This is a genomic window from Nonomuraea sp. NPDC049480, from assembly GCF_044465905.1.
Lineage (GTDB): Bacteria > Actinomycetota > Actinomycetes > Streptosporangiales > Streptosporangiaceae > Nonomuraea.
In genome coordinates, this window is sequence record NZ_JBITMD010000030.1 from 34,863 (window position 1) to 59,909 (window position 25,047).

The following is a 25,047-nucleotide window of genomic DNA, read 5'->3' on the forward strand; positions in this document are numbered from 1 at the left end:
ACTTCCTGCGTGCTCCAGCCTCGCTACCCGATCACCACAGAACGCCTCGTCCTGCGCCCCTTCACCGCCGGCGACCTCGACGCCGTCAACGCCTACGAATCGCGCCCCGACGTCGCCCGCTACCTCTACTGGGAACCCCGCGACCGCGACACCTCCCGCACCTTCCTCGACACGAAGATCACGCGCACCGCGCTCCGCGACGAAGGCGACGCCCTCGACCTGGCCATCACCCTCCGCCACACCGGCAACCTCATCGGCTCGGCCCTGCTCATCTGGACCAGCCAGCAACACCGCCAAGGCGAAATCGGCTACATCCTCCACCCCGACCACCACGGCCACGGCTACGCCCCCGAAGCCGCCCGCGAAATGCTCCGCCTCGGCTTCGCCGGCCTCGGCCTGCACCGCATCACCGGCCGCCTCGACGCCCGCAACACCGCCTCAGCCCGCGTCCTGGAAAAACTCCGCATGCGCACGAAGCCACCCTGATCGACAACGAATACGTCAAAGGCGAATGGGCCAGCGAAGCCGTCTACGCCATCCTCGACCGCGAATGGGCCCCATGACCATCCACCACCTCGCCCTGGCCGCCGACTGGCACGCCGCCCAGCACGCGGGGGAGTACCGCATCTCCACCCTCGGCCGCACCCTCGAGCAAGAAGGCTTCATCCACTGCAGCCGCGACCCCGCCCAGCTCCGCGACGTCCACACCCGCTACTACCGTGACGTGACCGAGGCGCTGCTCGTCCTCGACATCGACCCCACCGGCCTCGACGTCCGCACCGAGAACGGCTACCCCCACCTGTACGGGCCCCTGCCCGTCACCGCGGTCACCGCCGCCCGGCCCTACACCCGCTGACCCCGGCACGCCGGCAGGGGACAGCCCTCACAATGGTCGGCATGGACACCCGAACAGCCGCCCGGCGCTTCGCCGACACCTGGCAACACGGCTGGACCCGCCACGACGCCGACGCCATCACCGCCCTCTACCGCGACGACGCCGTCCACACCAGCATGCCGTTCCGCCCTCCGCACCACGGCAAACAGGCCATCGCCGACTACATCACCTGGTCGTTCACCGGCGAGACGCAGCCCGATGTCACCTTCGCCACCCCGATCGTCGACGCCGACCAGGCCGCCATCGAGTTCCGCGTCCACGCCCTCGACAACGGCCGCCCCATCACCCTGGCCGGCTGCGTCTTCGCCCGCTTCGACACCAATGGACTCGCCGTGGAGACCCGCGACTACTGGCACACCATCGACGGCCACCAATAACCCCGGGCAAACCGGGGGAGAAGGGTCAGCGCACCACCCGCAGCGGCAGCCCACCAGGCCGTCCACCGGCCACGGCCGCCTGCCTGGCCACCGGAGCAGGCTCCGGACGCGACCCCGCAGGCTCAGGACCAACCGCCGGCTGCGGACGCGCCATCTGCTGCGTCTGCTCCGCCGCCTCAGCACGCCGCTCGGCGCAACCGCCCGAGCAGTACCCGTTGGTCACGATCAGCCGCCCCCGCAGGGCCGTGTAGGCCTCCTTGCCAGAAGCAGGCAGAACACCCTGACACACCGGGCATAACACCGACTGGGTCCCCATGTGCTGTTCCTCTCGCGGCGCGAATAGCAGGGAGCTCCACCCTAAAACCACAAACCCGACAAAAGACAGCGAATCAACACAACGTCAAGCCTGCCGTCAACCCGCGACAGGCCTGCCGTTGCCGCGAACCGGCCGCCCCGGAAGGTGTGAAAGCGCCGGTCAACACGCGAATCCCGGCTCCGGGACACCCTTCAGGAAGGCTGCGGATCGGCCGGAAGCGCCGAGAAAAAATTTCCCACCAGACCCGCCGGCCTCAGCCGTCCAGGGGAGCCGCCCCCTGTCCGAACATGCACTACTTGACATAATGTTCATTATCAAGCAATCAGGCACGGTCCGCATGAACCCCGAACTCCAGGGAAGACGCACCACCATGCCCGCCCTGGAGATCGCGACCCCGAGCCTCATCGCGCTCACGGCCGTCATCACCGCAGCCATCATCTGGCTCATCATCCTCGCCGCGCGCCTCACCGAACGGCCGCGCAACCGCCCGAACCCCAGCATCGACCTCGTCGACCAAGCCCGCGAACTCAAGGCCCTCGGCCAGATCCAGGAAGCCGTCTTCCTCGTCCGCGGTGAAACCGGCATGAGCCAGCGCGCCGCGGCGCGCTTCGTCAACCGGCTGTGACCGGCCGGCGACGCGCCCGCGGGCCGGCCCTTCCCTCTGCCGGACGGGTGTGGTGCCGGGCACCAGGCAACCTGACAGAAGTGTGCAATACCGGCATTTAACGCCATACCGGACAGAAGCTGGATTATCTAGGGGGCGCTCACGGCTCTCATCAACGTATGTAACAACTGTGTCACTTGCCCCTCATGCCTCGTTACGTCAGGCTTATCTTCGGTTCCTCAGCGACATGAGGGAACGATGGCATGGCGTACAGGCTCATGGTGCGGCCGCCGGGTGGATCGCGGACCTGGACGGTGGTGGATGCCGCCTACCGCACCGTGTCGCCGGTGGAAGAGTGGCTCGAGGCACACCGGCTGCTGTGGTCGCCCAACACCGTGCGCGGCTATGCCACCGCGTTGGCGCAGTGGTGGACGTTTCTCGAACAGCGTGATGAAGCTGAGCGCTGGAACCACCTGGGCGTGCCGGCCGTGTCTGCTTTCGTATCCTGGCTGCATGAGGGCCGCCCGCAAGCCACGGTGCTGAGCCGGGAGCACATTGAGCCCCCCGCCATGAGCACGCTCGAGGCGCGGTTGACTGCGCTGCTCTCCTTTTACCGCTGGCAGCACTTGGTACACGACGTCGTGGTGGCTGAACGGTTGCTGAAGGGTCCACCGCGGCGGGTCCCGGCGTACGGGATGCTGGCGCATCTGGCTCAGCACCGTCCCACGCAGCCATCCTCGCTGGTCCGCATCCGGCGTAGCAGGGCTAAGGATCGGCCGCCGGTCCTTTTGCCGCAGGAGGTGCAGGCGATCCTTGATGGCTGTGCCGTCTTCGATGCCGGGGCCGGGGAATGGCGGGGCAATCTGCGTGACCGCATGTTGTTCGCGCTGCTGGCCGAGACCGGGATGAGGCTCGGTGAAGCGCTCGGCATGCGGATCAGTGACTTCGTCATGGGCCGCGGCGGGACCCCGTATATCGATGTCGTGCCGCGACCAGACAATCCCAACGAGGCACGGGTCAAGTTGCTCAAGCCGCGGCGTGTCTACGTCGGCGCGGACCTGGAGCGGCTGTTCGCCGACTATCTCACTCACCTGGCCTGCCGGGCCGCTCAGCTCGGTATCGCGATCAGCGCCGGTGACATGTTGTTCGTCAACCTTGATCGGCCGCCGTTCCTGGCGCCACTGCAGCAAGGCACCGTCTATGACAAGGTGGACGCGCTCAAGACGAAGGGCTACGGACCGCCAGAGTGGACGCCTCATTGGTTGCGGCACACGCATGCGACGGCGCTCCTGCTGGCCGGTGTCGCAGAATGGGTGGTCTCGCGGCGCCTGGGGCATGCTCACGTGCAGACCACGCTGGATCTGTACGGGTGGGTGACCGAAGACGAGGCGTTGCGGGCGGCAGCCAATTGGAAGACCTACACCACTGCCTGGCAGGTTTCTGATGACTGATGACTTCCTGGCCTTGGTCCCTGCTGATGGGACTGAGTCGATGTCCGATCCGTACCGGCGGTTGGAGAGTGACCTGCCCGTTGAGTGGCGAGGTCCGCTGATCGGGCCGGGGATCGAGAACTGGGTCGCACGCAGCAACGGTGGCCGCAAGATCGATCTAGCCGGGGTCCCGGAGCGGCTGGGTCTGGAGCTGGCGTGGATGGCGTACTGGCAATACCGCGACGGCGCGGAGGTGATGAGCTACCACATCAATCAGCTGGCCCGCATGCTCGCCTGGGTAGCCCAGTACGGCCCGACGCAGCTCCCATCGTCCTGGGTCGACTGGCCGGAAGAGGAGTTTCGGCGCTTTTTCTGCCGGTTTCGCGAGGCGACAACGGGACGGCCGGCGCCGGCCTCGGCTCTGAGGCTTATACCGTCCTGCCTGCGTTACGCGCAGCTGGCCCTGGCCGCCCGGCTGCACGAGGGCCCGTGGTGGATGCTGGATCGCTGGCATCCGCGCTGCGACCCGCGCATTCCGTTGCGCGAGCGAGAACCGCTGCGCGGTGATGGTTGTATTCCGGGTGATGCGCAGATCCCTTGGGTCCGGCAGGCGGTCAAGTGGGTGCTGGGGACGCTGCTGGAGTCCGGCGCAATGACATGGTCTACTCTGCTGACCGCCCGTATGCCTGCTCTGTTGCGGCTGGACTGCTGGCTGCGCACTCTGCCCGATCCGGCGGTGGTGGCCACCGACCTCGGTCAGGCGTCGAGCCTGACGGCGGAGTTTCGCCGATGGGACAGTGTTCCCGCCAACCGGGTGCGTTCTGGCCGGGCACCCCGGACTGACCGCGTCGCGCCCGTCAAGGTCAACACGGATCTGTTCGCTATCGCCGAGCTCATGTCATTCCTCGTGGATCACCGCCAGGAGGCCCTGTCGGTGCTCGGGCCGACACCCTGGGAGCGGCTCGATCCTGCCCAACCAGCGGCCTGGAGGGATCAGGCGCACCGTCACATGGCCCGGCCGCCTGTTCTGGATGATGGCAAATACGTCGATGATCATGCGCTGGCGCAGATCACGGCGTACCTGCCGGTGCTGAGCGCTTCTCGCGAGGAGCTGGTCCCCGTTTCCTGTCAGGGACGTCACGACACGCTGCGGGGGCGTGATGAGCCTCAGGTCATGCGGATGCTGCTGCTGCAAATCCTTACCGGCCGGCGGGCCAGCGAGATCCTGCGCTGTGATTTCGACTGCCTGTCACCCGCCACCGATCGGGCTGTGCAGGCTGCCGAAGGAGAACAGATCGCTCGGTTTTGTTACGCCCAGAGTAAGATCGGTAAAGCGCCGGACACCATCTTGGTGGATGCTGAGGTGGTCGCGGTGATTCATGAGCAGCAGCAGTGGGTTCGCGAGCGTTTCGGTGGGCCTACGCGCTATCTGTTTCCCAAGCGCAAGGCCAATGCCGACGGCCATAAAGCTTTCCCGCGGGGCTCCTATGCCGAGGCGCTGCTTGTCTTCAGCGACCTGGCGCAGATCACCGATAGTGCCGGGCGGCCGGTCCAGCTCAGCCACACGCACCGTTTCCGGCATACGCGCCTGACCCGGCTGGCCGAGCTTGGGCTGCCCGTACACGTTTTGCAGCGTTACGCCGGGCACTCGAGCCCGGAGATGTCGATGCATTACATAGCTCGCCGCGACGAACATGCCGAGCAGGCGTTCGTCGCGACTCGTAAGTTCAAGGCCGACGGTAGCCTGATCGCGTTCACCCGGGAAGATCATGACGGCTTGCAGCTGTTCAATCGCGCCGACCGGTTTTTGCCCAATGGATTTTGCCTGCTGCCGCCGCTGCAGCTGTGCGACAAGGGCAACGCCTGTCTGACATGCGGGGTGTTCGTCACCGACGACAGCCACACCGCGGCGCTGGAGCGGCAATTGGCCGAGACGAGCGCGCTCATCGAGCGGACCACGTCCGCGTTCGAAGCCCGGCATGGTGTGCCGATGCCGGCCGACAACGTGTGGCTGGCTCAGCGTACCGCCGAACGTGATGCCCTGCTCAAGCTGCTGGCCGCGATGGCAGCCGCTCCCGGGCGTGCTGTTCAGGGCGCCGGTGCGCCGACCGCGGCCGGGCCGGTGCCGGTCGAGATCGATACCACCCGCTACCGCAGGGAGCCGCGATGACGTTCCCGGCGCAGCCGAACCCGGATCAGACAACGGATCAGACAACGGATCGGGCGGCTGAGCGGCGGCAGCAGCGTATCGATGCGCTCACCGCCGCCGCCCGGCGCAAGTCGGCGGCCAAGGCCGCGGCTGCAGAGGCTGCGATCAAATACCTGGTGAAGAAGGGTGAACCGGTGACGTTCCAGGCGGTGCAGCGCCGGGCGGGGGTATCGCATTCGTTCCTGTACAGCCATCCGGAGCTGCGGCGGCGGATCGAGCACTTGCGCCAGCAGCAGGTGCCGCGTGGTGGCGGGGTTGTCGAGCCAGGGTCGGCTGAAGGTCGGGCCGGTGATGATCGTGACAGTGTGGTGTTCGCACTGACGGCGGAGATTGCCCGGCTTAAGCGTTTGCACCGGCAGGAGATGGCTGAGTTGCGTGCGGCGCTGGAGGCGGCGCACGGGGAGAATCTGGTGCTGCGGCGGGAGCTAGGGTTTCGTGGCGGAACGGGCTTGGATTCCCGGTAAGTAATGTTTGTGACGACATGAGCCAAACAGAACAGAATCCACCTTCTGTTCTGTTTGGCTTGTTTGTTGACCTTTCGCCTCCTTTTCATGTCGCACCAGATGCCCTGTCTCATCAGTTGAACTGGCGTAATCGCAACAATCTCGGCGTCGATCCGGCCGATTCTCGATCGACCTGAGAGTTGCTGAACGGCATGGTCTGGTTTGGGGCTGATTCTTGTCTCACTAGGGTTGGCGGTTCTCAGCTGATCAGCGACGTTGTCGACCGGCGCGGCGGAGATGCTCGGCACCGCTGACCTGAGGGAAAGGACGAGGCGGTGGCGGGCATAAGCCGGAAACGGCACCGGTGAGGAGATTCCGGTTCGCTTCGTCTCACCACACCTGCTGCACCCCAACTCACGACATGATCCACTGACGTGATTTCTGAGACCGGGCATGTGTGTGGCAAGGCGGGCAGGATCGGATGCGCGATGGAGGGTTACTCGCGCGCGACCCTTCGCAGCCCGTGCGTGGGCGTCCACCACTCGACGACGAGCATTGTGGCCTCGTCGTTGAGGTGGGTGTGCACGACTTCGGTGATGTCGGCGTGGAAGCGGTCGCCGTCCGGTCCCCCGGTGTTTGGTCCGGCGGCGATCGCCCTTCCGGAGATCTTCGCCTCGCCCGGCCATTGCGCCTCGGAGCCGAACGCGCGCGCAAGGGCGCGGATCTCCGCCGGGATCCACGTCTCGCCCTGCACAGCTGCCTGTTCGACCTTCTGCCACGCCGTCATAGGTCCAGGATCGCACCGAGGACCGCGGGCGGGATACGCACACGGGGCGCTCCCCCGGCCTCCCGCCGCCGACATCCACGGAACCCTGCGCAATCGTCCCGCACATTCCAATGAGCGGGCGTTTCGCGTCCCGGCCGGGCCCATCTGGGCCGGCCCCGGCCAAAGGTCACTCCGGGTCGAACATGCCGGGTTCGCCGGCCGCTGCGGCCGTCTCCAGTCGCGCCGCGGTCCTGTCGTAGCGAAGACTGAAAGAAGAGGGCGGACCGGACTTCAGCGGGTTCTGCCCCTCCCCCGCCCTTGCACCGTCGGCCGGGAGCGGATCAGTCCCCTGCGCGTTCCCCCGCTCCCCCGGACTGGCCGCCCACCGGCGTCAGGTCCTTCTGCAGCAGCCGTGTCTGCCGCTGGACGCATCGATACGGGTCCAGCGCCTCGGCCAACTTCTCGGTATACCAGGTCCCCCTGGGGGCGGCATTTACTCATTCGATCACGCTGCCGAGCAGCTGCCGCTGCGCGACCTGCAGCATGGGCTCGGCTGGCGATGTACAGGCTAGCCATCTCCTACGGCAGGCGCTACGTATGCTGCTCCCGGTCGTCTGTTGCCTCGCGCGGCCAACCGCATGTTATCCACTCCGACGCTGGTCAGGCTGGCAGCGGCCGGCTGAGACGTGGAGACCTTCCGTAAGCTGCTGAGATGACGACCACACACCGCCCCGACGAGTCGGGCGGGTTGTCCCTTGAGACGGAAAAGCGAGCACTTCTCGATCACCTCGCCGCCGTTCTTGACGGCATGACCGGTGAGGAGGCCCGCGCAGCTGTTGATCGTTTCGCCGGAGCAGGCACCGCGCACGCGGTCGTCGCGGAACGACGCCGCCAGGCCGACGAAGCACGGCGCATGCTCCAGCGCATCATTGACGAGCGATACCGCGACGATCCGGAAGCCGCCGCGGCCGCTGCCGCCCTCGTCGGCCGACTTATCGCGCGGGTCAAAGCCGAAGATGCGGCTGCCGCCCCGGTACAGGCCGCCGAAGCCTCCCCTTCCGCTCACGACCAGCGTCCACGACCCTGACTGGGGCGTGGTCATCTGGTCAAAGCTGATGGACCTCGATCCTGGCCCGATGGCCGAGGAGCGATGTCGCCGAACTCCCCACGAAGTTCTGCACCGGGCCATCAGCGTGACCGAAGCGGCACGCTCACCGCGCCACGAGAAGCGGCCCAACCCCGCGTAACCGGTCGCGGCCGGGACGCCGATCCCCGGCGCCCTGTGCGCACACGGCAAGTTCCGTGCTCGGTAGGAGCATGAATTTTGGCGGTTTGCGGGAATTGGGCGGCAAGGCGGCGAAGCCCCTGCGTTCGACGGAGCTGGCTCACGGCGCTGCAGAGGCGCCGCTGGTCACGATGTTGGCAGCAGAGCCGTGGTGAGCGCTCGATGTCATGAGCAGAGTGAAGACCTCACGTGGCGGGAGTTCAGCGTCCACGGGCACGTCTTCATCGAGCAGCCAGTCCAGCGCGGCGGCCAGGATGTGTGGCGGGACGGCAGGGCCTCTGCTATGCACCACACGCCACGGTGAGGGGGGCGAGGCGTCAAGGGTCCAGAGGGGATGGCCGCCCTCACCGCCGCGTGAGATCAAGATGCCGATGTCCTGCCAGAAGGCCACCAGGTCGGCCATGGTGTCCACGGGCGGGTCGTCGCAGGCCTCGACCAGGGTGGCGAATCCGGCCTGCCAGCGCTCCCAACCTGTCTGGTCATCGTCCAGGTGGCGGCGCAGCATCTGGACGGGTGGGTACTCATCCAGTGCAGGGTCCTGACCGGCAGCGGGCAGGGCAACGCCGGGAGGCCGGACGCCGTCCCAGATGCTGGACTCCAGCCACTGCTCGGGGCTGGACCAGCGGTGCGGCGTCTGGGCGGCGGCAAGCTCGGCCAGGCGCGTTGTGGTGGCGCGAGGGCAGTCCATCAGGGTGCTGATGATCTCCGCGGCACGCGGGCACAGTGCTGGCCAGCCGGTGTCGTACAGGGCGAGCATGGCCTGCTCTTCCTCTCCGGGTTTCAGCCCGGTGTCGCCATCCAGGGCAAGGACGCGGCGTGCGCGGCTCGGTGGGGCAGGAAGTTCCAGTCTGTGGGGCAGGCAGCCGTAGCGTTGGGTCCAGGTGTCGGCCAACGCCTGGCGTTGGTCGTCGAGCGCGTCCTGGATGGCGTGCATGCGTCGATCTTGTGCTGCGCGCAGTTCGTCGCGCTGCTGGCGTTCCATGGGCGTTAGGTGGACGGCGCAGTGCGCCGAGCCGATGCCTCGGACGATGGTCTTGGCGCACCGCTCCTTCTTGGTCGTGGTGCCGGCGCACTGGGCGTCGGGGTCGGGGTCGGCGCGGAAGGCGGCCTGCACGTCGTGGGTGATCTGCGGATCGATGTGCGGCCGGGGCGGGATCACCTCGGCGCACACCTCGGCGGGGTCACTGCCGGCCTCGCGGGCCTGGGCGAAGATGGAGCGGGCGCGGGGTGGGCCGCTCCCCCAGGCTGGAGCCAGCGGCAGCCGGGCCTCCATGACGGCGGTGGCGTGCGCGGCGTTGAGCAGCATGTCGCTGGCCTCGCATTGGATCTGGAGCTCTTCGCTCAGGTTGAGCCGCATGCCGTTGATCAGCTGCAAGATCTTGCGGATCTCCCAGGACAGTCGGGCGGCCTGGATGAGCAGCCAGGCAGGTGAGATGCCACCATGGCGATCGCGGCGTGGCGGGGTGATGAGGCGGACCGGGTAGGGGCGGGCCTGCGTCGAACGGATCATGCGGCCTTCTCCAGGGGCGGTGACAATGACGGCGTATCCGGTGGTGCGGCTGCATGCTTGCACGTTACGGCGGCGCACCGAGGGGCGCCTACTGCTATTTGTACCAACGTTGGTACAGATCTTTGGTGATCATGCACGTCACCGTGGGTGAGTGCCTGATCCGATCACGCCACGCCTCGCTGAGCTGCGCCGACAGTTCGGCCTGCGCCTGCGTGAACTCCGCGAAAGGCATGGCCTCACCCAAGAGCGACTGGGCGAACTGGCCGACGTCGACCGCAAGACGATCAACCGCATCGAAAACGGCATGTACAGCCCGCACCTGGACAAGGTGTTCCAGATCGCCGACGCGTTGAGCGTGCCGACCAGAGATCTCTTCGAATGGGATGCCGTCGGCCGCAGCTGAGAGCGCGGCGCATCTCATCTACATCGCGCCGTGCATCGGCGCGCCAGGCAGGCGCCCGTACTCAGCCGAACCGCCGCCGTCCGGTCGCACTCCTCAAAACCTAGGTCATCCTGCCGTTCGTCCTGTAGGGCCTGGCTGATGGGCGCGAGCCGGTGCAGCAGATCGGTGAGCGCGGTGGCAAGCGGCCTTGTCCCCATGCACGCCGCATATCTGCCATCCGGCCTTGCCTGCCAGGACCTTCGTCCCTGGGCCGGGAGTTCATTTCCTGCGAAAACAGGTAGGCGAGACGATGCGGCGCTCCGGCCGATCGGGAGGACCTGGGATCAGGGAGGAAGACGTGGTGATACCCACACGCTCCGGACTGTCGTCTGTGGAGGCGGCGGTGCGCCTGGAGCGGGATGGGCCCAACCTGCTCCCGCAGAAGCCGCCCGTTCCGCTGTGGCGCCGGGTCGCCGCCCAGCTTCGCGATCCGCTGATCATCGTCCTGCTCGTCGCGGCGGCGTTGACCGTTGCCACGGGCGACTGGACCGACACGGCCGTGATCATGCTCGTGATCATCGTCAACACCTCTGTCGGGGTCGTGCAGGAGGTGCGCGCCGACCGGGCCATCACGGCGTTGTCACAGCTCACGGCCCCGACGGCGCGCGTGATCCGCGACGGCTCCCAGACAGAGATTCCGGCGGCCGACGTCGTCGTGAGCGACCTGCTGGTCCTGGCCGAAGGCGACATCGTCGTAGCCGACGCCACGATGGTGGAATCGGCGGCATTGCTCGTCGACGAGTCGTCTTTGACGGGAGAATCGGTGCCGGTGGACAAAACCGTCGGCGATCCGGTCTCCGCGGGCACCGTCGTGGTACGGGGGCGTGGCCGGGCGCTGGTCACTGCCGTGGGGGTGGCGAGCGCGAGCGGGCGGATCGCGTCCATGATGGTCAAGGGAGCCGGGCTAACGCCGTTGCAGCGCCGCCTGGTGGGTCTCGGGCGGTTGCTGGCGGGCGTCGCGGTGGCGCTGTCCGCGCTGGTGCTGGCGCTCGGACTGGTTCGCGGGCAACCGGTCGAGTTGATGGTGGTGACCGCGATCAGCCTGGTGGTCGCGGCCGTGCCCGAGTCCCTGCCCGCGGTCGTGACTCTGAGCCTGGCCTTGGGAGCTCGCCGGATGGCAGCCCGCAACGCTCTCGTACGCAGGCTGCCCGCCGTGGAGACGCTGGGCGCGGTGACCGTGCTCGCCACCGACAAGACCGGGACTCTCACCGAGGGCCGAATGGTCACCCGGCATGTCTGGACTCCCACCGGGGAGGCCGCGATCACCGGCTCCGGATACGCACCCGACGGCGAAATCGTGCGCGGCGACTCCCTCGACAGCACGAGCCTCACCGACCTGCTGCTGGCGACCGTGCTGTGCAACGACGCCAGACTGTCACCGCCCCAGGACCTCGACGGGGAGTGGACGGCGCTGGGAGATCCCACCGAGGCGGCCCTGCTCGCCGCCGCGGCCAAGCTCGGCCTGGATCGCAAACAGCTCCAAGAGCGCTTTCCACGGGTGGCCGAACGTCCTTTCGACAGTGAACGCAAGAGGATGAGCACCGTGCATCGCCTGCCCGGCGGACATGCGCGGGTGATCTGTAAAGGCGCGCCCGAAGTGCTGCTCCACCCACCTGCCCTGGCCGACGATCCGGCGCTGCTGACTCGCGCCGCCGAGCGCGCCGAGCAACTCGCCCAGGCGGGATACCGCGTCCTCGCCGTCGCGAGCCTCGATCTGGACACCGTTCCGGAAACAGCGCCGGAGAGCGGGTTGTCGTTGCTCGGACTGGTCGCGATCCTGGACCCGCCGCGTGCCGCGGCGGTCGCCTCGATCGCCGCCTGCAAACAAGCCGGCATCAGGCCGCTCCTCATCACCGGCGATCATCCCGGGACCGCTCGTGCCATCGCCACCGATCTGGGCATCATCGCCACCGGTGCTCCGGTCGTGGACCTCCGGGATCCCGGGACGCCCGACCGTGCCGAGATCAGCGTGTACGCCCGGGCCGCCCCCGGGCAGAAGCTCGAGATCATCCAGGATCTGCGAACTCGTGGCGAGACCCTCGCGATGATCGGTGACGGCGTCAATGACGGCCCGGCACTACGCCGCGCCGACATCGGCGTCGCCATGGGCAAACGCGGCACCGAAGTCGCCCGCCAGGCGGCCGACCTTGTGCTCGCCGATGACAACCTGGACACCGTCGTCGCGGCCGTTGAGGAGGGCCGCCGGGTTTACGCCAACATCCGCCGGTTCCTCATCTACGGCCTGTCCGGCGGAGCAGCCGAGATCGCGGTGATGTTGCTGGGGCCGTTCGCCGGCCTCGCGCTCCCCCTGCTTCCCGCCCAGATCCTCTGGATCAACCTGCTCACGCATGGGCTGCCCGGTGTGGCCCTCGGCGGCGAGCCGGCCCGGCCTGGAGCCATGGCGAGCCCACCGCGGCCGCCCAGCCAGAGCATCCTGGGCGCGGGGCTGTGGCAGCGCATAATCCGGATCGCCGTCGTCCTCACCGCTGTCACCCTCGGCGTGGCCATCTGGGCCCACCAGACCGGACGACCATGGCAGAGCATGGCCTTCTTCGCCCTCGGCGCCACCCAGCTCGGCGTCGCGCTCGGCTCTCGTACGCGGCCCGGCTCGCTGGCCAATCCCCTTCTGCTGTTCGCCGTCGCCGGTGCGCTCGTCCTGCAGCTGGCCGGACTGTACCTGCCGCCGCTCCAGGAGCTGCTCGGCACCGAACCGCTGGCCCTGGGCGACCTGCTGATCGTCACCGCGCTGTCGGTCCTCGGTTACGCCGCCGTCCGCCTCGACCGGATCCTGCACCCGTCCGCTCGCGGTGGCCCATCCAACCCCCGGACAACGCCGCCCATGCACACTGATCCTCCACCACGGTGATCGACAGCGAGCGCGATCGTCGGCGTTGTCCTTGCCCTCATACCTTTGCCCTGGTCAACAACAGTCCCAGAGGACTTTGGGAAGTCAACGGGCGGGACCTTCGGCCCTACTGCGACCATCGGGGACCCCGCCAGCATGGAGCGACCAGATAAGACGGTCTGCGCCCCTACGGCAGGACCCGACTGGAGGCGGAGATGAACAGGAAGCTTGGCCATCCGGGCCTGTGCACAAGGCCCGTCGAGCTTTTCGAGCAGGCGGGAAACGACACGGCGAAGGTCACGGTCTGTGGAGAGGTCGACGTCGCGACGGCGCCGCCGCTGGAGGAACTGCTCATCGATACGATGAACCGCCCGAGTCCGATCATCGAGGTCGACCTGGGCAACGTGTCGTTCATGGACGCGTCAGGACTTACAGCGCTCATCCGGGCCGACGACAAGGCCCGACACGTCGGCGGACGGCTGTACCTGTCCCATGTCCCCGAACGCGTCGCCCGCCTCCTCAAGATCTTCGATCTGGATCGCCGATTCTCCATCCTCGCTTGATCACGTGTGAGCGCACCCCCGAATGTCGCGATCAAGAACAAGGATGCGCCGACGAGAGGGGGCCGCGGGTCAGGAGGCGGGCTTTAGCTCTTCCAAAGCCTCACGAAGGTAACCCGGGAAGGCCCACACATCGGGGACCCGCTCTCTGCAGGCGATGATTCCGACGTCGAGGCGGCCGTTGTAGGAGAAGGCCGTGATGTTCAGGGCGCCGCTCACGTCGGTGATCACGGACACCGGGTAGTGCGCGAGCAGCTCAACTCCTGCGATCCTCAGCGGAAACTGCGGGCCGGGAATGTTGGAGATGATCACGTTGATGGGCGGCGCGGTCCTGCCTACCAGCTCGAACACAGCGCGGTCAGCCACGCCGTTCAGCGCGGCGGGCAGGCTTTCGCTCAGCTCCCGCAACCAGCCCGCCGGTGCCAGCGCGAAGCGTTCCTTGATCTGCCGCATCGCCTCGCTCACGAGTTCCAGCCTGCGGCGAGCGTCGGCCACCTGGGTGGCCAGCTGTGTGATCATTATGGTGACCTGATTGCCGTCATTGGCTCCTGTCCGCCCACGCAGGGAGAACGGCACGCCCGCGACCAGGGGAACGTCCGGCAACGCCCCGTGCGCCATCAGCCAGCGGCGCAACGCGGAGGCTGCCAGCGTCATCACGACATCGTTCACCGTCACGCCAAAGGCGTTCTTGACCCGTTTGATCTCATACAACGGCAGGTCGGCGAACGCATAGCGGCGATGTGACGAGACTGGACCGCTCAGCGGGGTGTAGGGAGCGGCGAAATCCGGCAGTTCAGGCGAGGGTCCGCGCTGCAGCAGCCGCGACAAGGGACCCGCGCCGGGCAGCCGGGAAACGCCGGGGAGCTGGTCCAGCACCGGCAGGACCTCGCCCGCGAACCTCAGCAGATGCGCGGGGTTCGCGGCGAGGTGCCAGGCGCTCCTGGCCAGCATGTGCCACAGCTCCGGAGGGGGTTCCGGCTCGCATGCGACCGCTCCAGGGCCGGGGTCCATGAGCGCGGCAAGCACCTCGGCCCCGGTCAGCCCGTCGACGGCGGCGTGGTGGAGCTTGGTGTAGATGCCGCACCGGCCTCCGGCAAGGCCGTGAATCAGGTACATCTCCCACAGCGGACGGGAGCGGTCCAACAGCCGCTCGTGCAGGCGGGCCACCTGCTCGCCCAACTGCGCATTATCGCCGGGAGCCGGCAGGGCGAGCTCCCGGACGTGATACTCCAGGTCGACCTCACCGTCGTCGGCCCAGTACGGGTGGTCGAGGCCGAGGGGCACGTGGACCAGGCGTTGCCGTAGCTGCGGCACCCCGGCCATGCGCTCGGACAGCCTGAGCAGGATGCTCTCTTTGGACAGGTCCGTTTCGAGGACTGCCAGTCCGCCGATGTTCGCGACGTTGGTGGCGGTCTCGAAGTTGAGAAACTGCGCGTCCAGCGCGCTGAGCTGCCGCATGTTTCGATGGTCGCTGTCACACGGGCGAGGAGATCAGAGCAGATCTTCCCTTTCACCGAGGACTTTCGTCTCTTTCTCCATTATCCGACGCTCCACCAGTGGCTGAGGAGGCCGGGTCGGCTGGTGCGCGCCACGTGCCGACGCCCGATGAGGCGGGCCCACACGCTCGGAGTCGTCGATCGCGAGCTCCCGTGCACTACGCGACGATACGGCCGGCCTCGTCAGTTCCGTACCACTGCCACGGTGCAGCGGGCGTGGTGCAGCACACCGTGCCCGACCGAGCCGAGCAGCGCCGAGCGGATGCCTCCCCGCCCGTGCGAGCCGACGACTACCAGCGCGGCCTGCGCCGAAGCGGCCACCAGGGCATCGACCGGATGTGCGCGCCGCACGTCCTCGATCACCTCTACACCCGGATGCGCCTGCCGGAACCGGGCGACCCTGGCGGTAGCGGCTTGTCTGTGCGCCGCGGTGATGTCGTCGGGGTCGTAGTTGATCTGTGGGGCGTACAGCTGTACCGGCGGCTGCCAGGCGTGGATTGCGCGCAGCGGGCTGCCGCGTAGCTCGGCCTGCTGGAAGGCGAACTCCAGCGCGGGCTCGCACTCCGGTGCGTCGTCAAGGCCGACCACTACCTCGCCGCGTGCGGACCCCTGCTCGGGTCGCACCACGACGACCGGGCAGTGCGCTTTACCGGCCACGTTCATGCTCGCGGAGCCGAGCAGAGCGCCCGTAAACCCGCCCAGCCCTCGGCTGCCGATGACGATCTCAGTCGCGGCTTTTGCCTGCTCGCGCAGCACCGGCGCCGCAGCACCCTCGACGATCTCGGTCGACACCTCGATGTGCGGCTGGCACTCGCGCGCCAGCTCGGCCGCCTCGCTCACCATCGTCTGCGCCATGTGAAGGAGCGTGTCCTGGTCGAGAGAGGCGTGGATCGTCCAGTACCGGTACGGATCGCGATTGAGGGCGTGCACAATGCGCAACGGCTCGCGCATCCGCATGGCGTCATCTGCCGCCCACGCCACAGCGGCACGCGCCGCCGCCGATCCGTCAACACCTGCGATGATCATGTCGAACCTCCTTTCTCCCATCGCACCGTGTACAGCCACGCCGCCCCAGAGCCGTAGGTCCCTCACGGACAGGACCAAAGGCCGACCGGGTCCTGAACCAGACGGTCCCCCACGGGTGGCTTCCGGCGCGGCATCATGGCGCCATGGCTACCGCCGTTGAGCACGTCGTCACCCGGGTTCCCGTGTTCTCTCCCGAGGTCACTGCGGGGCAGGCGCGCGAGCGCATGCTGGGCGAACGGTTCGACAGCGCTTCCGACCTCGTGGTCCTGGACGCGCGAGGCCGCCTGGTCGGCATGATCGACGTCGAGCGTCTGCTCGCGGCCTCGCACGGCACTCCACTCTCGGAGCTGGCGGACCGGGACCCTCCCATCGCTCTGCCCGGCGTGGACCAGGAGGTGGCGGCTTGGCACGCCGTCCAGCACGGGGAGAGCAGCCTGGCCGTGGTCGGCGAGGACGGCCGCTTCCACGGTCTGGTGCCCAGGCGCCGACTGCTGCGCGTCCTGCTGGAGGAGCACGACGAGGACATGGCCCGACTTAGCGGCAGCCTCAGGGCCAGGACCGCCGCCGAGGAGTCCGTCCGACGCCGGTTCCTGCACCGCATCCCGTGGCTGCTGATCGGGCTGGCCGGCGCGATGCTGTCGGCGGGCATCGTCGGCTCCTTCGAGGAGCGCCTGTCCGCCAACGTCACTCTGGCGTTCTTCCTCCCCGGTGTGGTCTACCTGGCCGACGCCGTAGGCACTCAGACCGAGGCGGTGGTGGTGCGCGGGCTGTCGGTGGGGGTCTCCGTCCGCCGGCTCGCCCGAGGAGAGGCGATCACCGGGCTGATCATCGGACTTACGATGGCCGCTGCCTTCCTGCCCTTCGCCCTGTTGTACGGCGACACCGGGGTGGCCATGACGGCCGCCATCGCCCTGTTCGCCGCCTGCTCCGTGGCCTCGGCGCTGGCCATGGGCCTGCCGTGGCTGCTCAGTCGCCTCGGCCGCGATCCGGCCTTCGGTTCCGGACCTTTGGCGACCGTCATCCAGGACCTCGTCTCCATCACGGTCTACCTGCTCACGGCGATGGCTTTCACGTGACAAGGCGGGCGGTGGCCCCGGACCGTCACCACAGTGCTCCGGTCGGTGTGCATCATCACCCCCTCTACGACGTCAGCTCCAGGTAGGTGCAGCTTGTCCGCGCGATTCCGGTCGCACGGTGCCCCAGCAGATATTCGGCCTCGTCCCCGAGCAGCTGCTTCAGTTCCATCCCCAGCTCCTTATCGTTTGGGTGGGCGGCACTCGCGCGCTCGCCGCTGGAACGGGCGCTCCCGCAGCTCGGCCTCGCCCTGGACGAAACGGAATATGCGGCGGCGGTCCAGGGCCGCCGCCGTACCGGGTGAGGAGCCGACGCTCATCGCCCTGGCCCCGAAGAGAGGCGCGCGCGGCCGGACGAGGCCAGAGCCTCACGCCTGAGTTCGAGGCCGCACCACGGCGATCGGACAGGTCAGGTGATGCAGCACCGCGTGGCTGACCGAGCCGAGCACCGCACAGGCGAAGCCTCCCAGGCCACGCGAGCCCACCACGACGAGGTCGGCCGTGCCGCCTGCCTTGATGAGGACGCTGGCCGGGTGGCCGATCACCTGCTCGCTGGTGATCTCGACATCCGGGTTCTTCTCGCGCCAGGGCACCACGCGCTCGGACGCCGCGCGGATGTCCCCCTCGTAGGCCTCCTCCAGCAAGCTGCTGAATGCGGCCGCATACGGCGAGAAGACCGGCGTCTGCCAGGCGAAGACGACGTGCAGCGGAACCTCGCGAGCCCGGGCCTGCTCGACGGCGTACTGCATGGCAGTCTCGGAATGCGCCGAGCCGTCATATCCGACCACCACCCGCCCGTGCCTCGTCGAAGAAGGCCCACGGACGATCACTGCCGGACCGGCGGCGTGCCCGGCGACGCCCAGGCTGACGGAGCCGACCACCATCCCTTCGAACCCGCCGAGTCCTCGGCTGCCCAGCACCACGCTGTCCGCGGACGCCGACTCGGCGATCAGGACGTCGATCACGTTCCCAGGCAGCAACTCCGTGGTGACCTCGACGTCGCGCGCCAGGTCCCGTACCCGATCGGCGGCCGCGGCGAGCGTCCCGGTGCAGAATTCCGTCCCGAGTTCACCGAGCCACTGCTCGCACACGTGTACGATCCGCAGCCCCAGTCCTCTGCGCTGGGCGTCTGCGGCGGCCCATTCCACGGCCGCCGTCGCCGGTGCGGATCCGTCCACTCCGACCACGATGTGTCTGGCCATCACGCACCTCCTCTGCTCTTACCTCAAGTCTCGCGCGCCGACCACCTGCTGCTCACTGGGACTAGGGCCTGTACGGAGTTGAGATCAGAGGGATTGCCTGCGGTGCGGTCGGCGATCCTGGTAGGGCATCGGGCATGGCGCGTGGAGACCTCACCGACGAGGAATGGTCCTTGATCGAGCCTCACTTGCCGTTGGGCGAGCGAGGCCCGATCCCCGATCTGCGACTGCTGTTCAATGCTGTGATGTGGCGGTTTCGGACCGGCAGCCCGTGGCGGGACCTGCCGACCGAGTACGGGCCATGGTCTACTGCCTACGACCGGTTCCGCTCCTGGGCGCTGAACGGCGTGTTCGAGCAGCTCATGCAGGCGATGATCGCCGAGGCCGCAGCCCGCGGGCAGGCCGACCTCGACCTGGTCAGCGTCGACTCCACCACCGCCCGCGCCCACCATCATGCCGCCGGGATGGTCTTGGACGGCGAGCTGAGCGCAGCGCTGGAACAAGCCGCCGAGCGGGAAAAGGGGCTGCGCCAAAGGGGCAAAACGCCCGGGATGACGACGGGGAGAGACGAAGGCGGCTACGACGCCGGCACCGGTTCCGGCTGAAGGCGGCCAACCTGGGTCGCTCGCGGGGTGGGCTGACCAGCAAGGTCCATCTGTCGGCCGACTGTCGATGCCGTCCGCTGTCCTTCGTCCTGACTCCCGGCCAGGCCGGAGACAGCCCGCAGTTTCGCGCCGTGCTGGAGCGCATCAAGATCCGCCTGCCGATCGGCCGTCCGCGCACCAGGCCGGGCGCGGTGGCTGCCGACAAGGCCTACTCCTCTCGCGGCAACCGCGCCTACCTGCGCCGACGTCGGATCAAGGCGGTCATCCCCGAGAAGGCCGACCAGGCGGCCAACCGCAAGAAGCGCGGCTCTCGCGGCGGCCGGCCGGTCACCCATGATCCCGATCTCTACAAGCAGCGCAACGCGGCCGAACGCTGCATCAACCGGATGAAGGAGTGGCGTGGGCTGGCCTTCCGGTTCGACAAGACGCCCGATAGCTATCTGGCCGGCCTGCACCTACGCGGAGCCGTCTTATGGATCCGAAGCCTCCGGCCAGCCTAGAGATCCGAACTCCGTACAGGCTCTAGTGCCAGCTTGTACGGAACGCGTCGGCGATCCAGCCCGCCGCCGCCGTGAACAAGCCCATCCCGGCCACCACCGCACCCGCGCACAGCATCAGCACCAGTACCACCGCCAGCGGATGATCCACCCACGGCGGGCAGCGGCCATCCGGGATCTGGATGAACCGGTCAAGCAGGTCGGCTGCCGAGACCACCGTGGGCGGCCTGGCCCACCGACCGGCAACCGGACAACGACGACGACAGCGCGTGCCACGCGTCGGGATCCGATTCGCCGGCACGCGTGGCAGCGGCACGCTGAGGGGCAGACAACGAGGCTCCGGTATACGAGGAGTGGTGAGAGACCCGCGTCCTACCGAAGCCTCGTTGTGTTGATCAAGCCGACACGCCGCACCTACCGCCTGCGGGGTCAGCCACCCATTCCCAGGGACGATCCTGAAGCGACCTGGCGGCGGATCGGTCCCAGTCGCTTCGCAGCAGCACGCACACCGCGTACGGTGCGTCGTCCTGCTCTGCTTCAACCCCGTCAACCATGCCGCGGCTGCGAATTTCGCCCGCGTACCGCATGCCGATGCGCTCCATGACGGCACGCGAGCGCACGTTGTGACGCACGGTGCACGACACCACGGCTTGCACCTCGAGGACGTCGAATGCGAACGCCAGCCCTGCCCGGCCGATCTCAGAGGCGTAGCCGCGTCCCCACCACTCGTGCCGTAGCGCCCATCCGATCTCGAGCCAGTTCGCGTGCGCGATGAACGGGCGGCGACTCTCATGCGCGACGCGCACCCACGGCTCCGCCGGAAGGAACGTGTAGATCTGACCCCAGTCCTCGTCGACCGGTGTGCGCGACAATCCACCGCGACCGACGACCTCGCCACTCACCCGGTCGTACGCGATCCACTTGTGGACGCCATGCAAACGCCACGAGTCCCCGATTGACTTTGCCCACCGCTGCATCCGCTCCAGGCTCGGCTTCTCGTTGCCGTACCACGGCCACACCTCGTCGTCGGCATGCACACGCCACAGGTCAGCAGCGTTAGCGGGACCGGCCGGTTCAAGGCGCAGCCGCATCGTGAACCGGGAGCTACCGGCGCCTGCCCGTGGCGTTTCTTCCACGCGGCACAGCGTCCCACGATCCAACCAGCCAGCTCAACGGCTTATATGAGCAGGCCATTCACCATCCTCCGCAGCCAGATCATGATCTTGAACCGGCCGTGCGCCTACCTGCGCCGACGCCGCATCAAGGCCGTCATCCCCGAGAAGAGCGACCAGGCGGCCCACCGCAAAAGGCGCGGCTCCCGCGGCGGCCGCCCGATCAGTCATGATGCAGATCTCTACTCATCGGTGAGGCCTCCACGCGCCATGGCGATGGCCTACCAGGATCGGAATCCGAAGCGCAGGCGATCCGTCTGATCTCAACTCCGTACAGGCCCTAGGTCCCATATGCGAGGGACGTTGGTCCTGCCCGTGAGCGCTGTTGGGCTTGGCCTTGGGTGTCGGAAGGCCCTGCCCTCGCCGGCCGGGCCGGTTCAGGCTGGGAGATGAGGACCGCCATCAGTGGTCTTGGAACCAGGGGGTCGAGATGAGACGGTCAGTAATCGCGGGGATCGCCGCCGGGTCGGTGTTGGCCACCGCCACGGTGACCGGCGTCGCCGTCGCCGCGGGCAACGCCCAGCCACCGCACGCCACCAGGTGGCAGCAGCAGAGCTACGGACATGACTTCGGCCCGATGAGCAGGATGTGGCCGATGGGCCGGATGCACCCCACTAGCTTCGGCAGCGAGTTCGACTACCTCGCCGAGATGGTGGCCCACCACCAGGAGGCGGTCACCGCCGCCCGGCAACTGCAGCGCTCGGGCCGGGCGGAGATGCGCGCCCTGGGCGCCTCGATCGTGAAGACCCAGACCGCCGAGATCGCCACCATGAAGAAGTGGCTGGCCGCCTGGTACCTGGGATACTCGACGGTGGTCGACTACCAGCCGATGATGCGTGATCTGTCCCAGTTGTCGGGTGATGCGCTGGACGAGGCGTTCTTGCAGGACATGATTCCCCACCACATGGTGGCGGTGATGATGTCCCAGCAACTGCTGATGCGCGGGCAGGCGGAACACGGGGAGGTCCGGGCGTTCGCGGCCGGCGTGCGCGATGCCCAGCACGCCGAGATGTTCCAGATGCGGCAGTATCTGAGCGACTGGTTCGACGGCAGCTGGGGAAACATGCCCGGCGGGATCTGGGGACCTCGCTGATCACCGGTGCCGTCGCCGGGGATGGCTCGTGAGGTTCCGCGGGATGGCAGGCGCCGCATCGTGGGTGTCTCATGATCGCATCCCGAGACTTCGTCCCGTTTTTGTGGCTCAAATCCGCAAACTAAGGGACATTCGCCGGTGTCGCCCGGCCATGGGGGCGTTCACGCTGGAATCAGGAGCACTCACGGGGAAAAGAGATGATCATAATGCTCCCGATTCGCCCCCTTATCGCCACCGCGATGGTCGCCTCGGCCACGGGACTGCTGGCCATGCCGGCGCAGGCCACCCAGCAGGCCGTCACCCCCACGCTGGTGGGGATCCGGGCCGCGCACCACTACGGCTTGGACCGGCTGGTCTTCGAGTTCCGCGGCCGGGTGCCGGCCCAGCGCGACGTCCGCTACGTATCCAAGCTGATCGCCGACGGCTCCGGGCAGACCGTCAACGTGGTCGGCAGCGCTCTGCTCCAGATCCGCTTCAGCCAGGCCGACGGGCACGACCGCCGCGGCGACATCACGTACGGGCCTGCCCGTAGGACCTACGCACTGCCCGGGGTTATCCAGGTCGTCAACACCGGCGACTTCGAGGCGACGTTAACCTTCGGGACCGGGCTCGCCAAGCGGGCACCCTTCCGGGTCTACACGCTCACCCAGCCGAGCCGGGTCGTCGTCGACATCGCCACCCCCTACCGGACGGTGCCGGTACGCGACTACTTCCTCAACACGGCCAACTACAGCACCGGTCGCAAGCCGTACACCACCGCCGTTCGGCGTCCGGTGATAGCGCCGGTCACTGCCTTCGGGGCGCTGCAGCGGCTGTTCGCCGGCCCCACCCAGGCCGAGAAGGCGCAAGGGCTGCGTTTCGTGGCCTCTAAGGCCACCGGCTTCAGCAAGCTGACGGTCAAGAACGGCATCGCCAGGGTCTACCTGACCGGGCGTGTCACCAGTGGGGGATCGACGTTCACCATCGCCGATCAAATCAGGCCGACGCTCAAGCAGTTCCCGTCGATCAAGTGGGTGAAGATCTACGATGCGGTGGGGAGAACCGAGCGCCCGACCGGCCCGTCGGATTCCATCCCGCAGTCTCTGGAGCCGTAGCACGGCCGGTTCCACACGTCGACAGGCGGCCACGTCGAGCTCCGGCACAGGAGTCCAGCCAGCATGTGCCTGCAGATGCCGATGACGTGGAACGGTCATCGCGTCGCGTGGACGAGACGCGCGTCGGGTCCCGGGAAAACGAGGGTCTCGCGCTCGGAGTCGAGCCAGCGAACCACATAGGGCGGCGTGCCGTCCAGATGAGCCACCTCCACGATGAACCCTTCACGGCGCGTACTGCTGCCGCGTGTGCGTTCCACAATCAGCCGATCCCCCACTGTGGCCTTCATGTCGATCTCCTCGTAATGGCGGCCTGGGAACACCTTCACCATGCAAGGCCCAGCACCGAGCCCGACAGGGCCTGAAGTCTCCGCAGAAAGGGACCTTCGGCCTTCACGAGTACGTGGGAGCATGCCCGATTTGTGTCGACGACGGGTGAATAGGCCGTCGTCGACACGATTTGGATGTCCATTCGTCGCTCCATTAGGCAGCGTGCAGTTCGAGCATGAAGGCGGCTGCCAGTGCGGGGGCGCATGGCCACGCAGCGGCACAGGAGACGCACGCGTGCCCTGAATCCGCGCGGTGAACATCCAGCGCACCGGCGGCTCTCACGAAATACGTCTCGTTCAGCGGATCGGTCTCGGCGTGCGTCGTACCCAGGAGAACGGCCATCTCGATCACCCCTCGTTCACTCATGACTTCTTGGTGACCTCACCTTCTCTCCGGTCCTCTTCGCGTGCCGGAGGCGAACGACCCGAGGCTGTGTGACCTAAGTCATACGACGCACCTATCCCGCCGGCGCCGTCTGCGATGACCGCCGCCGTGGTGATGCCGACCACGAGTCCCGCTCGTGGGCACCAGGGGGCCGATGGCGATGGAGGCAATGGAGCCGTCCGTCCGGATCGCGTCTCGATCCGTCTCCACGCTGGAGACCAACAGCCCCGTTTATCCATGCCGTAAGGCTCTGCCTGATCGCCTCCGGTGGGTAGGGGCTCGAATTGCCGGACGTGACAGAGGAGTGTCCGATGGCGGCGTATTGGTCACTCTGCGGAGTAGCGGCCAGTTGAGTCAAAGCTCTGGCCAGGCAAGGCAAAGCCTTCAAGACCAAGCCGTTGTGGCCTGCCGTACGGCGCCGTGGTCTGCCAAGAGTGGAGATGTGAACGAGACAAGGGGCGTGGTCATCGGCTACGACGGCTCCGACCACGCGATGCAGGCGCTGGACTGGGCGATGGACGAGGCCGAGCTCCGCAAGCTTCCCCTCACCGTCTGCCACGCGTGGCAGTGGCCGTATGGCGAGGGGGATCAGGCGGCTCGTGACTCGCTGCGCCATGCGGCCGAGCACGTGCTGTGGCACGGTGCCGACTGCGCACGAGCCAGTTCCCCCGGGCTGGACGTGCGACCCGACTTGTACGAGGGCTCGGCGACCGCCCGGCTTGAGGAGCTCTCATCTGATGCCGGACTGCTCGTGGTCGGCTCCCGCGGGCTGGGCGCGGTGGCCCGAGCGATGACCGGCTCCGTGGCAACCCATACGGCCGCCCACGCGCAGTGCCCGGTCATCGTCGTCCGCGGCAGAGGCCCACTGCCACGCAGCCCTCAGCCGGGGCCGATAGTGGCGGGTCTGGCGGACGACGACAAGGCCGACGCGGTGCTCGGCTTCGCCTGCACAGAAGCGGCCCTACGCGGTCTGCCGTTGCTCGTCGTGCACGCCTGGCACCAGCCTCCGGTGTCCTGGGGAGGGAGCACGTTTCCGGCCCTCGACCCGCTGGCCGTCCAAAACACGGCGGAGCAGTGGGTGGCGCAAGTCCTCATGTCATGGAGAGAGAAGCAGCCGCAGGTCACGATCGAGGCCCGTACGCCAATGTCGCGGGCGAGCGAGGCGCTCGCCGCCGTCACTGACGCGACCCTGGTGGTCGTCGGGAGCCCGCACGGACGGTTCGGCTCCGTGACGGCCGCCATGTTGCGGCATGCACCCTGCCCGGTTGTCATCGTGCGTTAGGAGATCTGCGGCGTTGTCGTTGCTGCCTGAGGCGGCGCAGCGAGCTCACATTGTGGACATCTTCTGGATCGCCCGGTCGGGCTGACCTCCCGGGGAGGCGGCGCGGCGGCTGGCTCA

General features: G+C 67.7%; 24 protein-coding genes and 1 pseudogene. 15 read left to right on the top strand and 10 right to left on the bottom strand.

Going from position 1 to position 25,047, the window contains the following annotated elements; translation table 11 throughout:
* Positions 1-9: 9 nt before the first annotated feature.
* The 3 genes from ACIBX3_RS50690 (at position 10) to ACIBX3_RS50700 (ending at position 1,272) form a co-directional block, all read left to right on the top strand.
* The gene (locus ACIBX3_RS50690) at positions 10-486 is read left to right on the top strand and encodes a GNAT family N-acetyltransferase (RefSeq protein ID WP_397127930.1); all 477 of its coding nucleotides are present in this window, start codon (positions 10-12) and stop codon (positions 484-486) included.
* Positions 487-559: 73 nt separating this feature from the next.
* Positions 560-856, top strand: a complete 297-nt coding sequence (locus ACIBX3_RS50695; protein WP_397127931.1) for a DUF952 domain-containing protein — start codon at positions 560-562, stop codon at positions 854-856.
* Positions 857-897: 41 nt separating this feature from the next.
* On the top strand, positions 898-1,272 hold the full coding sequence (locus ACIBX3_RS50700) for a nuclear transport factor 2 family protein (protein WP_397127932.1): 375 nt from the start codon (positions 898-900) through the stop codon (positions 1,270-1,272).
* A 25-nt stretch (positions 1,273-1,297) separates the two neighbouring features.
* On the opposite strand, the gene ACIBX3_RS50705 is transcribed toward ACIBX3_RS50700, so the two are convergent.
* Positions 1,298-1,588 carry a hypothetical protein gene (locus tag ACIBX3_RS50705; RefSeq protein WP_397127934.1) on the bottom strand — a complete coding sequence of 97 codons (291 nt, stop codon included), beginning with the start codon at positions 1,586-1,588 and terminating at the stop codon, positions 1,298-1,300.
* A gap of 370 nt (positions 1,589-1,958) precedes the next feature.
* Between ACIBX3_RS50705 and ACIBX3_RS50710 the strand changes: the two genes are divergently transcribed.
* The 4 genes from ACIBX3_RS50710 (at position 1,959) to ACIBX3_RS50725 (ending at position 6,295) form a co-directional block, all read left to right on the top strand.
* A complete protein-coding gene (locus ACIBX3_RS50710) occupies positions 1,959-2,213 on the top strand; it encodes a hypothetical protein (protein WP_397127935.1) in 255 nt (84 codons plus the stop codon).
* Between the two features lie 242 nt (positions 2,214-2,455).
* Complete coding sequence (locus ACIBX3_RS50715) at positions 2,456-3,643, top strand: tyrosine-type recombinase/integrase (protein ID WP_397127937.1); 1,188 nt, start codon at positions 2,456-2,458, stop codon at positions 3,641-3,643.
* A complete protein-coding gene (locus ACIBX3_RS50720) occupies positions 3,636-5,792 on the top strand; it encodes a tyrosine-type recombinase/integrase (RefSeq protein WP_397127939.1) in 2,157 nt (718 codons plus the stop codon). Before ACIBX3_RS50715 ends, ACIBX3_RS50720 begins: the two co-directional genes overlap by 8 nt.
* Complete coding sequence (locus ACIBX3_RS50725) at positions 5,789-6,295, top strand: DUF6262 family protein (protein ID WP_397127941.1); 507 nt, start codon at positions 5,789-5,791, stop codon at positions 6,293-6,295. The genes ACIBX3_RS50720 and ACIBX3_RS50725 overlap by 4 nt, the downstream gene beginning before the upstream one ends.
* 475 nt (positions 6,296-6,770) lie before the next feature.
* Here the strand turns inward: ACIBX3_RS50725 and ACIBX3_RS50730 are convergent, their stop codons facing one another.
* The 3 genes from ACIBX3_RS50730 to ACIBX3_RS50740 form a co-directional block, all read right to left on the bottom strand.
* Positions 6,771-7,061 carry a hypothetical protein gene (locus tag ACIBX3_RS50730; RefSeq protein ID WP_397127943.1) on the bottom strand — a complete coding sequence of 97 codons (291 nt, stop codon included), beginning with the start codon at positions 7,059-7,061 and terminating at the stop codon, positions 6,771-6,773.
* A 547-nt stretch (positions 7,062-7,608) separates the two neighbouring features.
* Entirely contained in the window at positions 7,609-8,142 is a 534-nt protein-coding gene (locus tag ACIBX3_RS50735; RefSeq protein WP_397127944.1) for a hypothetical protein, read from the bottom strand.
* Positions 8,143-8,425: 283 nt separating this feature from the next.
* Entirely contained in the window at positions 8,426-9,835 is a 1,410-nt protein-coding gene (locus tag ACIBX3_RS50740) for a hypothetical protein (RefSeq protein ID WP_397127945.1), read from the bottom strand.
* A gap of 151 nt (positions 9,836-9,986) precedes the next feature.
* Here ACIBX3_RS50740 and ACIBX3_RS50745 point away from each other — a divergent pair, with 151 nt between their 5' ends.
* The 3 genes from ACIBX3_RS50745 (at position 9,987) to ACIBX3_RS50755 (ending at position 13,685) form a co-directional block, all read left to right on the top strand.
* A complete protein-coding gene (locus ACIBX3_RS50745; protein ID WP_397127946.1) occupies positions 9,987-10,238 on the top strand; it encodes a helix-turn-helix transcriptional regulator in 252 nt (83 codons plus the stop codon).
* Between the two features lie 337 nt (positions 10,239-10,575).
* Positions 10,576-13,143 carry a cation-translocating P-type ATPase gene (locus ACIBX3_RS50750; RefSeq protein ID WP_397127947.1) on the top strand — a complete coding sequence of 856 codons (2,568 nt, stop codon included), beginning with the start codon at positions 10,576-10,578 and terminating at the stop codon, positions 13,141-13,143.
* 194 nt (positions 13,144-13,337) lie between these two features.
* Positions 13,338-13,685: an STAS domain-containing protein gene (locus tag ACIBX3_RS50755; protein ID WP_397127949.1), complete on the top strand. Its 348-nt coding sequence runs from the start codon at positions 13,338-13,340 to the stop codon at positions 13,683-13,685.
* A 69-nt stretch (positions 13,686-13,754) separates the two neighbouring features.
* Here ACIBX3_RS50755 and ACIBX3_RS50760 read toward each other — a convergent pair whose 3' ends face one another.
* Together ACIBX3_RS50760 and ACIBX3_RS50765 are read right to left on the bottom strand one after the other, a co-directional pair.
* Positions 13,755-15,140 carry a wax ester/triacylglycerol synthase family O-acyltransferase gene (locus ACIBX3_RS50760; protein ID WP_397127950.1) on the bottom strand — a complete coding sequence of 462 codons (1,386 nt, stop codon included), beginning with the start codon at positions 15,138-15,140 and terminating at the stop codon, positions 13,755-13,757.
* A 221-nt stretch (positions 15,141-15,361) separates the two neighbouring features.
* Positions 15,362-16,204 (bottom strand): universal stress protein, encoded by an 843-nt coding sequence (locus tag ACIBX3_RS50765; RefSeq protein ID WP_397127951.1) that lies wholly within the window; start codon positions 16,202-16,204, stop codon positions 15,362-15,364.
* 143 nt (positions 16,205-16,347) lie between these two features.
* Here ACIBX3_RS50765 and ACIBX3_RS50770 point away from each other — a divergent pair, with 143 nt between their 5' ends.
* Entirely contained in the window at positions 16,348-17,280 is a 933-nt protein-coding gene (locus ACIBX3_RS50770; protein ID WP_397127952.1) for a magnesium transporter, read from the top strand.
* Positions 17,281-17,645: 365 nt separating this feature from the next.
* On the opposite strand, the gene ACIBX3_RS50775 is transcribed toward ACIBX3_RS50770, so the two are convergent.
* Positions 17,646-18,479 carry a universal stress protein gene (locus ACIBX3_RS50775; RefSeq protein WP_397127953.1) on the bottom strand — a complete coding sequence of 278 codons (834 nt, stop codon included), beginning with the start codon at positions 18,477-18,479 and terminating at the stop codon, positions 17,646-17,648.
* A gap of 134 nt (positions 18,480-18,613) precedes the next feature.
* Here ACIBX3_RS50775 and ACIBX3_RS50780 point away from each other — a divergent pair.
* Positions 18,614-19,581, top strand: a pseudogene (locus ACIBX3_RS50780) (IS5 family transposase).
* A gap of 22 nt (positions 19,582-19,603) precedes the next feature.
* On the opposite strand, the gene ACIBX3_RS50785 reads toward ACIBX3_RS50780, so the two are convergent.
* Together ACIBX3_RS50785 and ACIBX3_RS50790 are read right to left on the bottom strand one after the other, a co-directional pair.
* Positions 19,604-19,795, bottom strand: coding sequence for a hypothetical protein (locus tag ACIBX3_RS50785; RefSeq protein ID WP_397127954.1), 192 nt, complete (start codon positions 19,793-19,795; stop codon positions 19,604-19,606).
* A gap of 178 nt (positions 19,796-19,973) precedes the next feature.
* Positions 19,974-20,714: a GNAT family N-acetyltransferase gene (locus ACIBX3_RS50790; RefSeq protein WP_397127955.1), complete on the bottom strand. Its 741-nt coding sequence runs from the start codon at positions 20,712-20,714 to the stop codon at positions 19,974-19,976.
* 466 nt (positions 20,715-21,180) lie between these two features.
* On the opposite strand from ACIBX3_RS50790, the gene ACIBX3_RS50795 reads away from it, so the two are divergent.
* Together ACIBX3_RS50795 and ACIBX3_RS50800 are read left to right on the top strand one after the other, a co-directional pair.
* Entirely contained in the window at positions 21,181-21,843 is a 663-nt protein-coding gene (locus ACIBX3_RS50795) for a DUF305 domain-containing protein (protein WP_397127956.1), read from the top strand.
* Between the two features lie 197 nt (positions 21,844-22,040).
* Complete coding sequence (locus tag ACIBX3_RS50800) at positions 22,041-22,937, top strand: GerMN domain-containing protein (RefSeq protein WP_397127957.1); 897 nt, start codon at positions 22,041-22,043, stop codon at positions 22,935-22,937.
* 95 nt (positions 22,938-23,032) lie between these two features.
* On the opposite strand, the gene ACIBX3_RS50805 is transcribed toward ACIBX3_RS50800, so the two are convergent.
* Positions 23,033-23,266, bottom strand: coding sequence for a DUF1918 domain-containing protein (locus ACIBX3_RS50805; RefSeq protein ID WP_397127958.1), 234 nt, complete (start codon positions 23,264-23,266; stop codon positions 23,033-23,035).
* A gap of 824 nt (positions 23,267-24,090) precedes the next feature.
* On the opposite strand from ACIBX3_RS50805, the gene ACIBX3_RS50810 reads away from it, so the two are divergent.
* A complete protein-coding gene (locus tag ACIBX3_RS50810) occupies positions 24,091-24,930 on the top strand; it encodes a universal stress protein (protein WP_397127959.1) in 840 nt (279 codons plus the stop codon).
* The last annotated feature ends 117 nt before the right edge of the window (positions 24,931-25,047 follow it).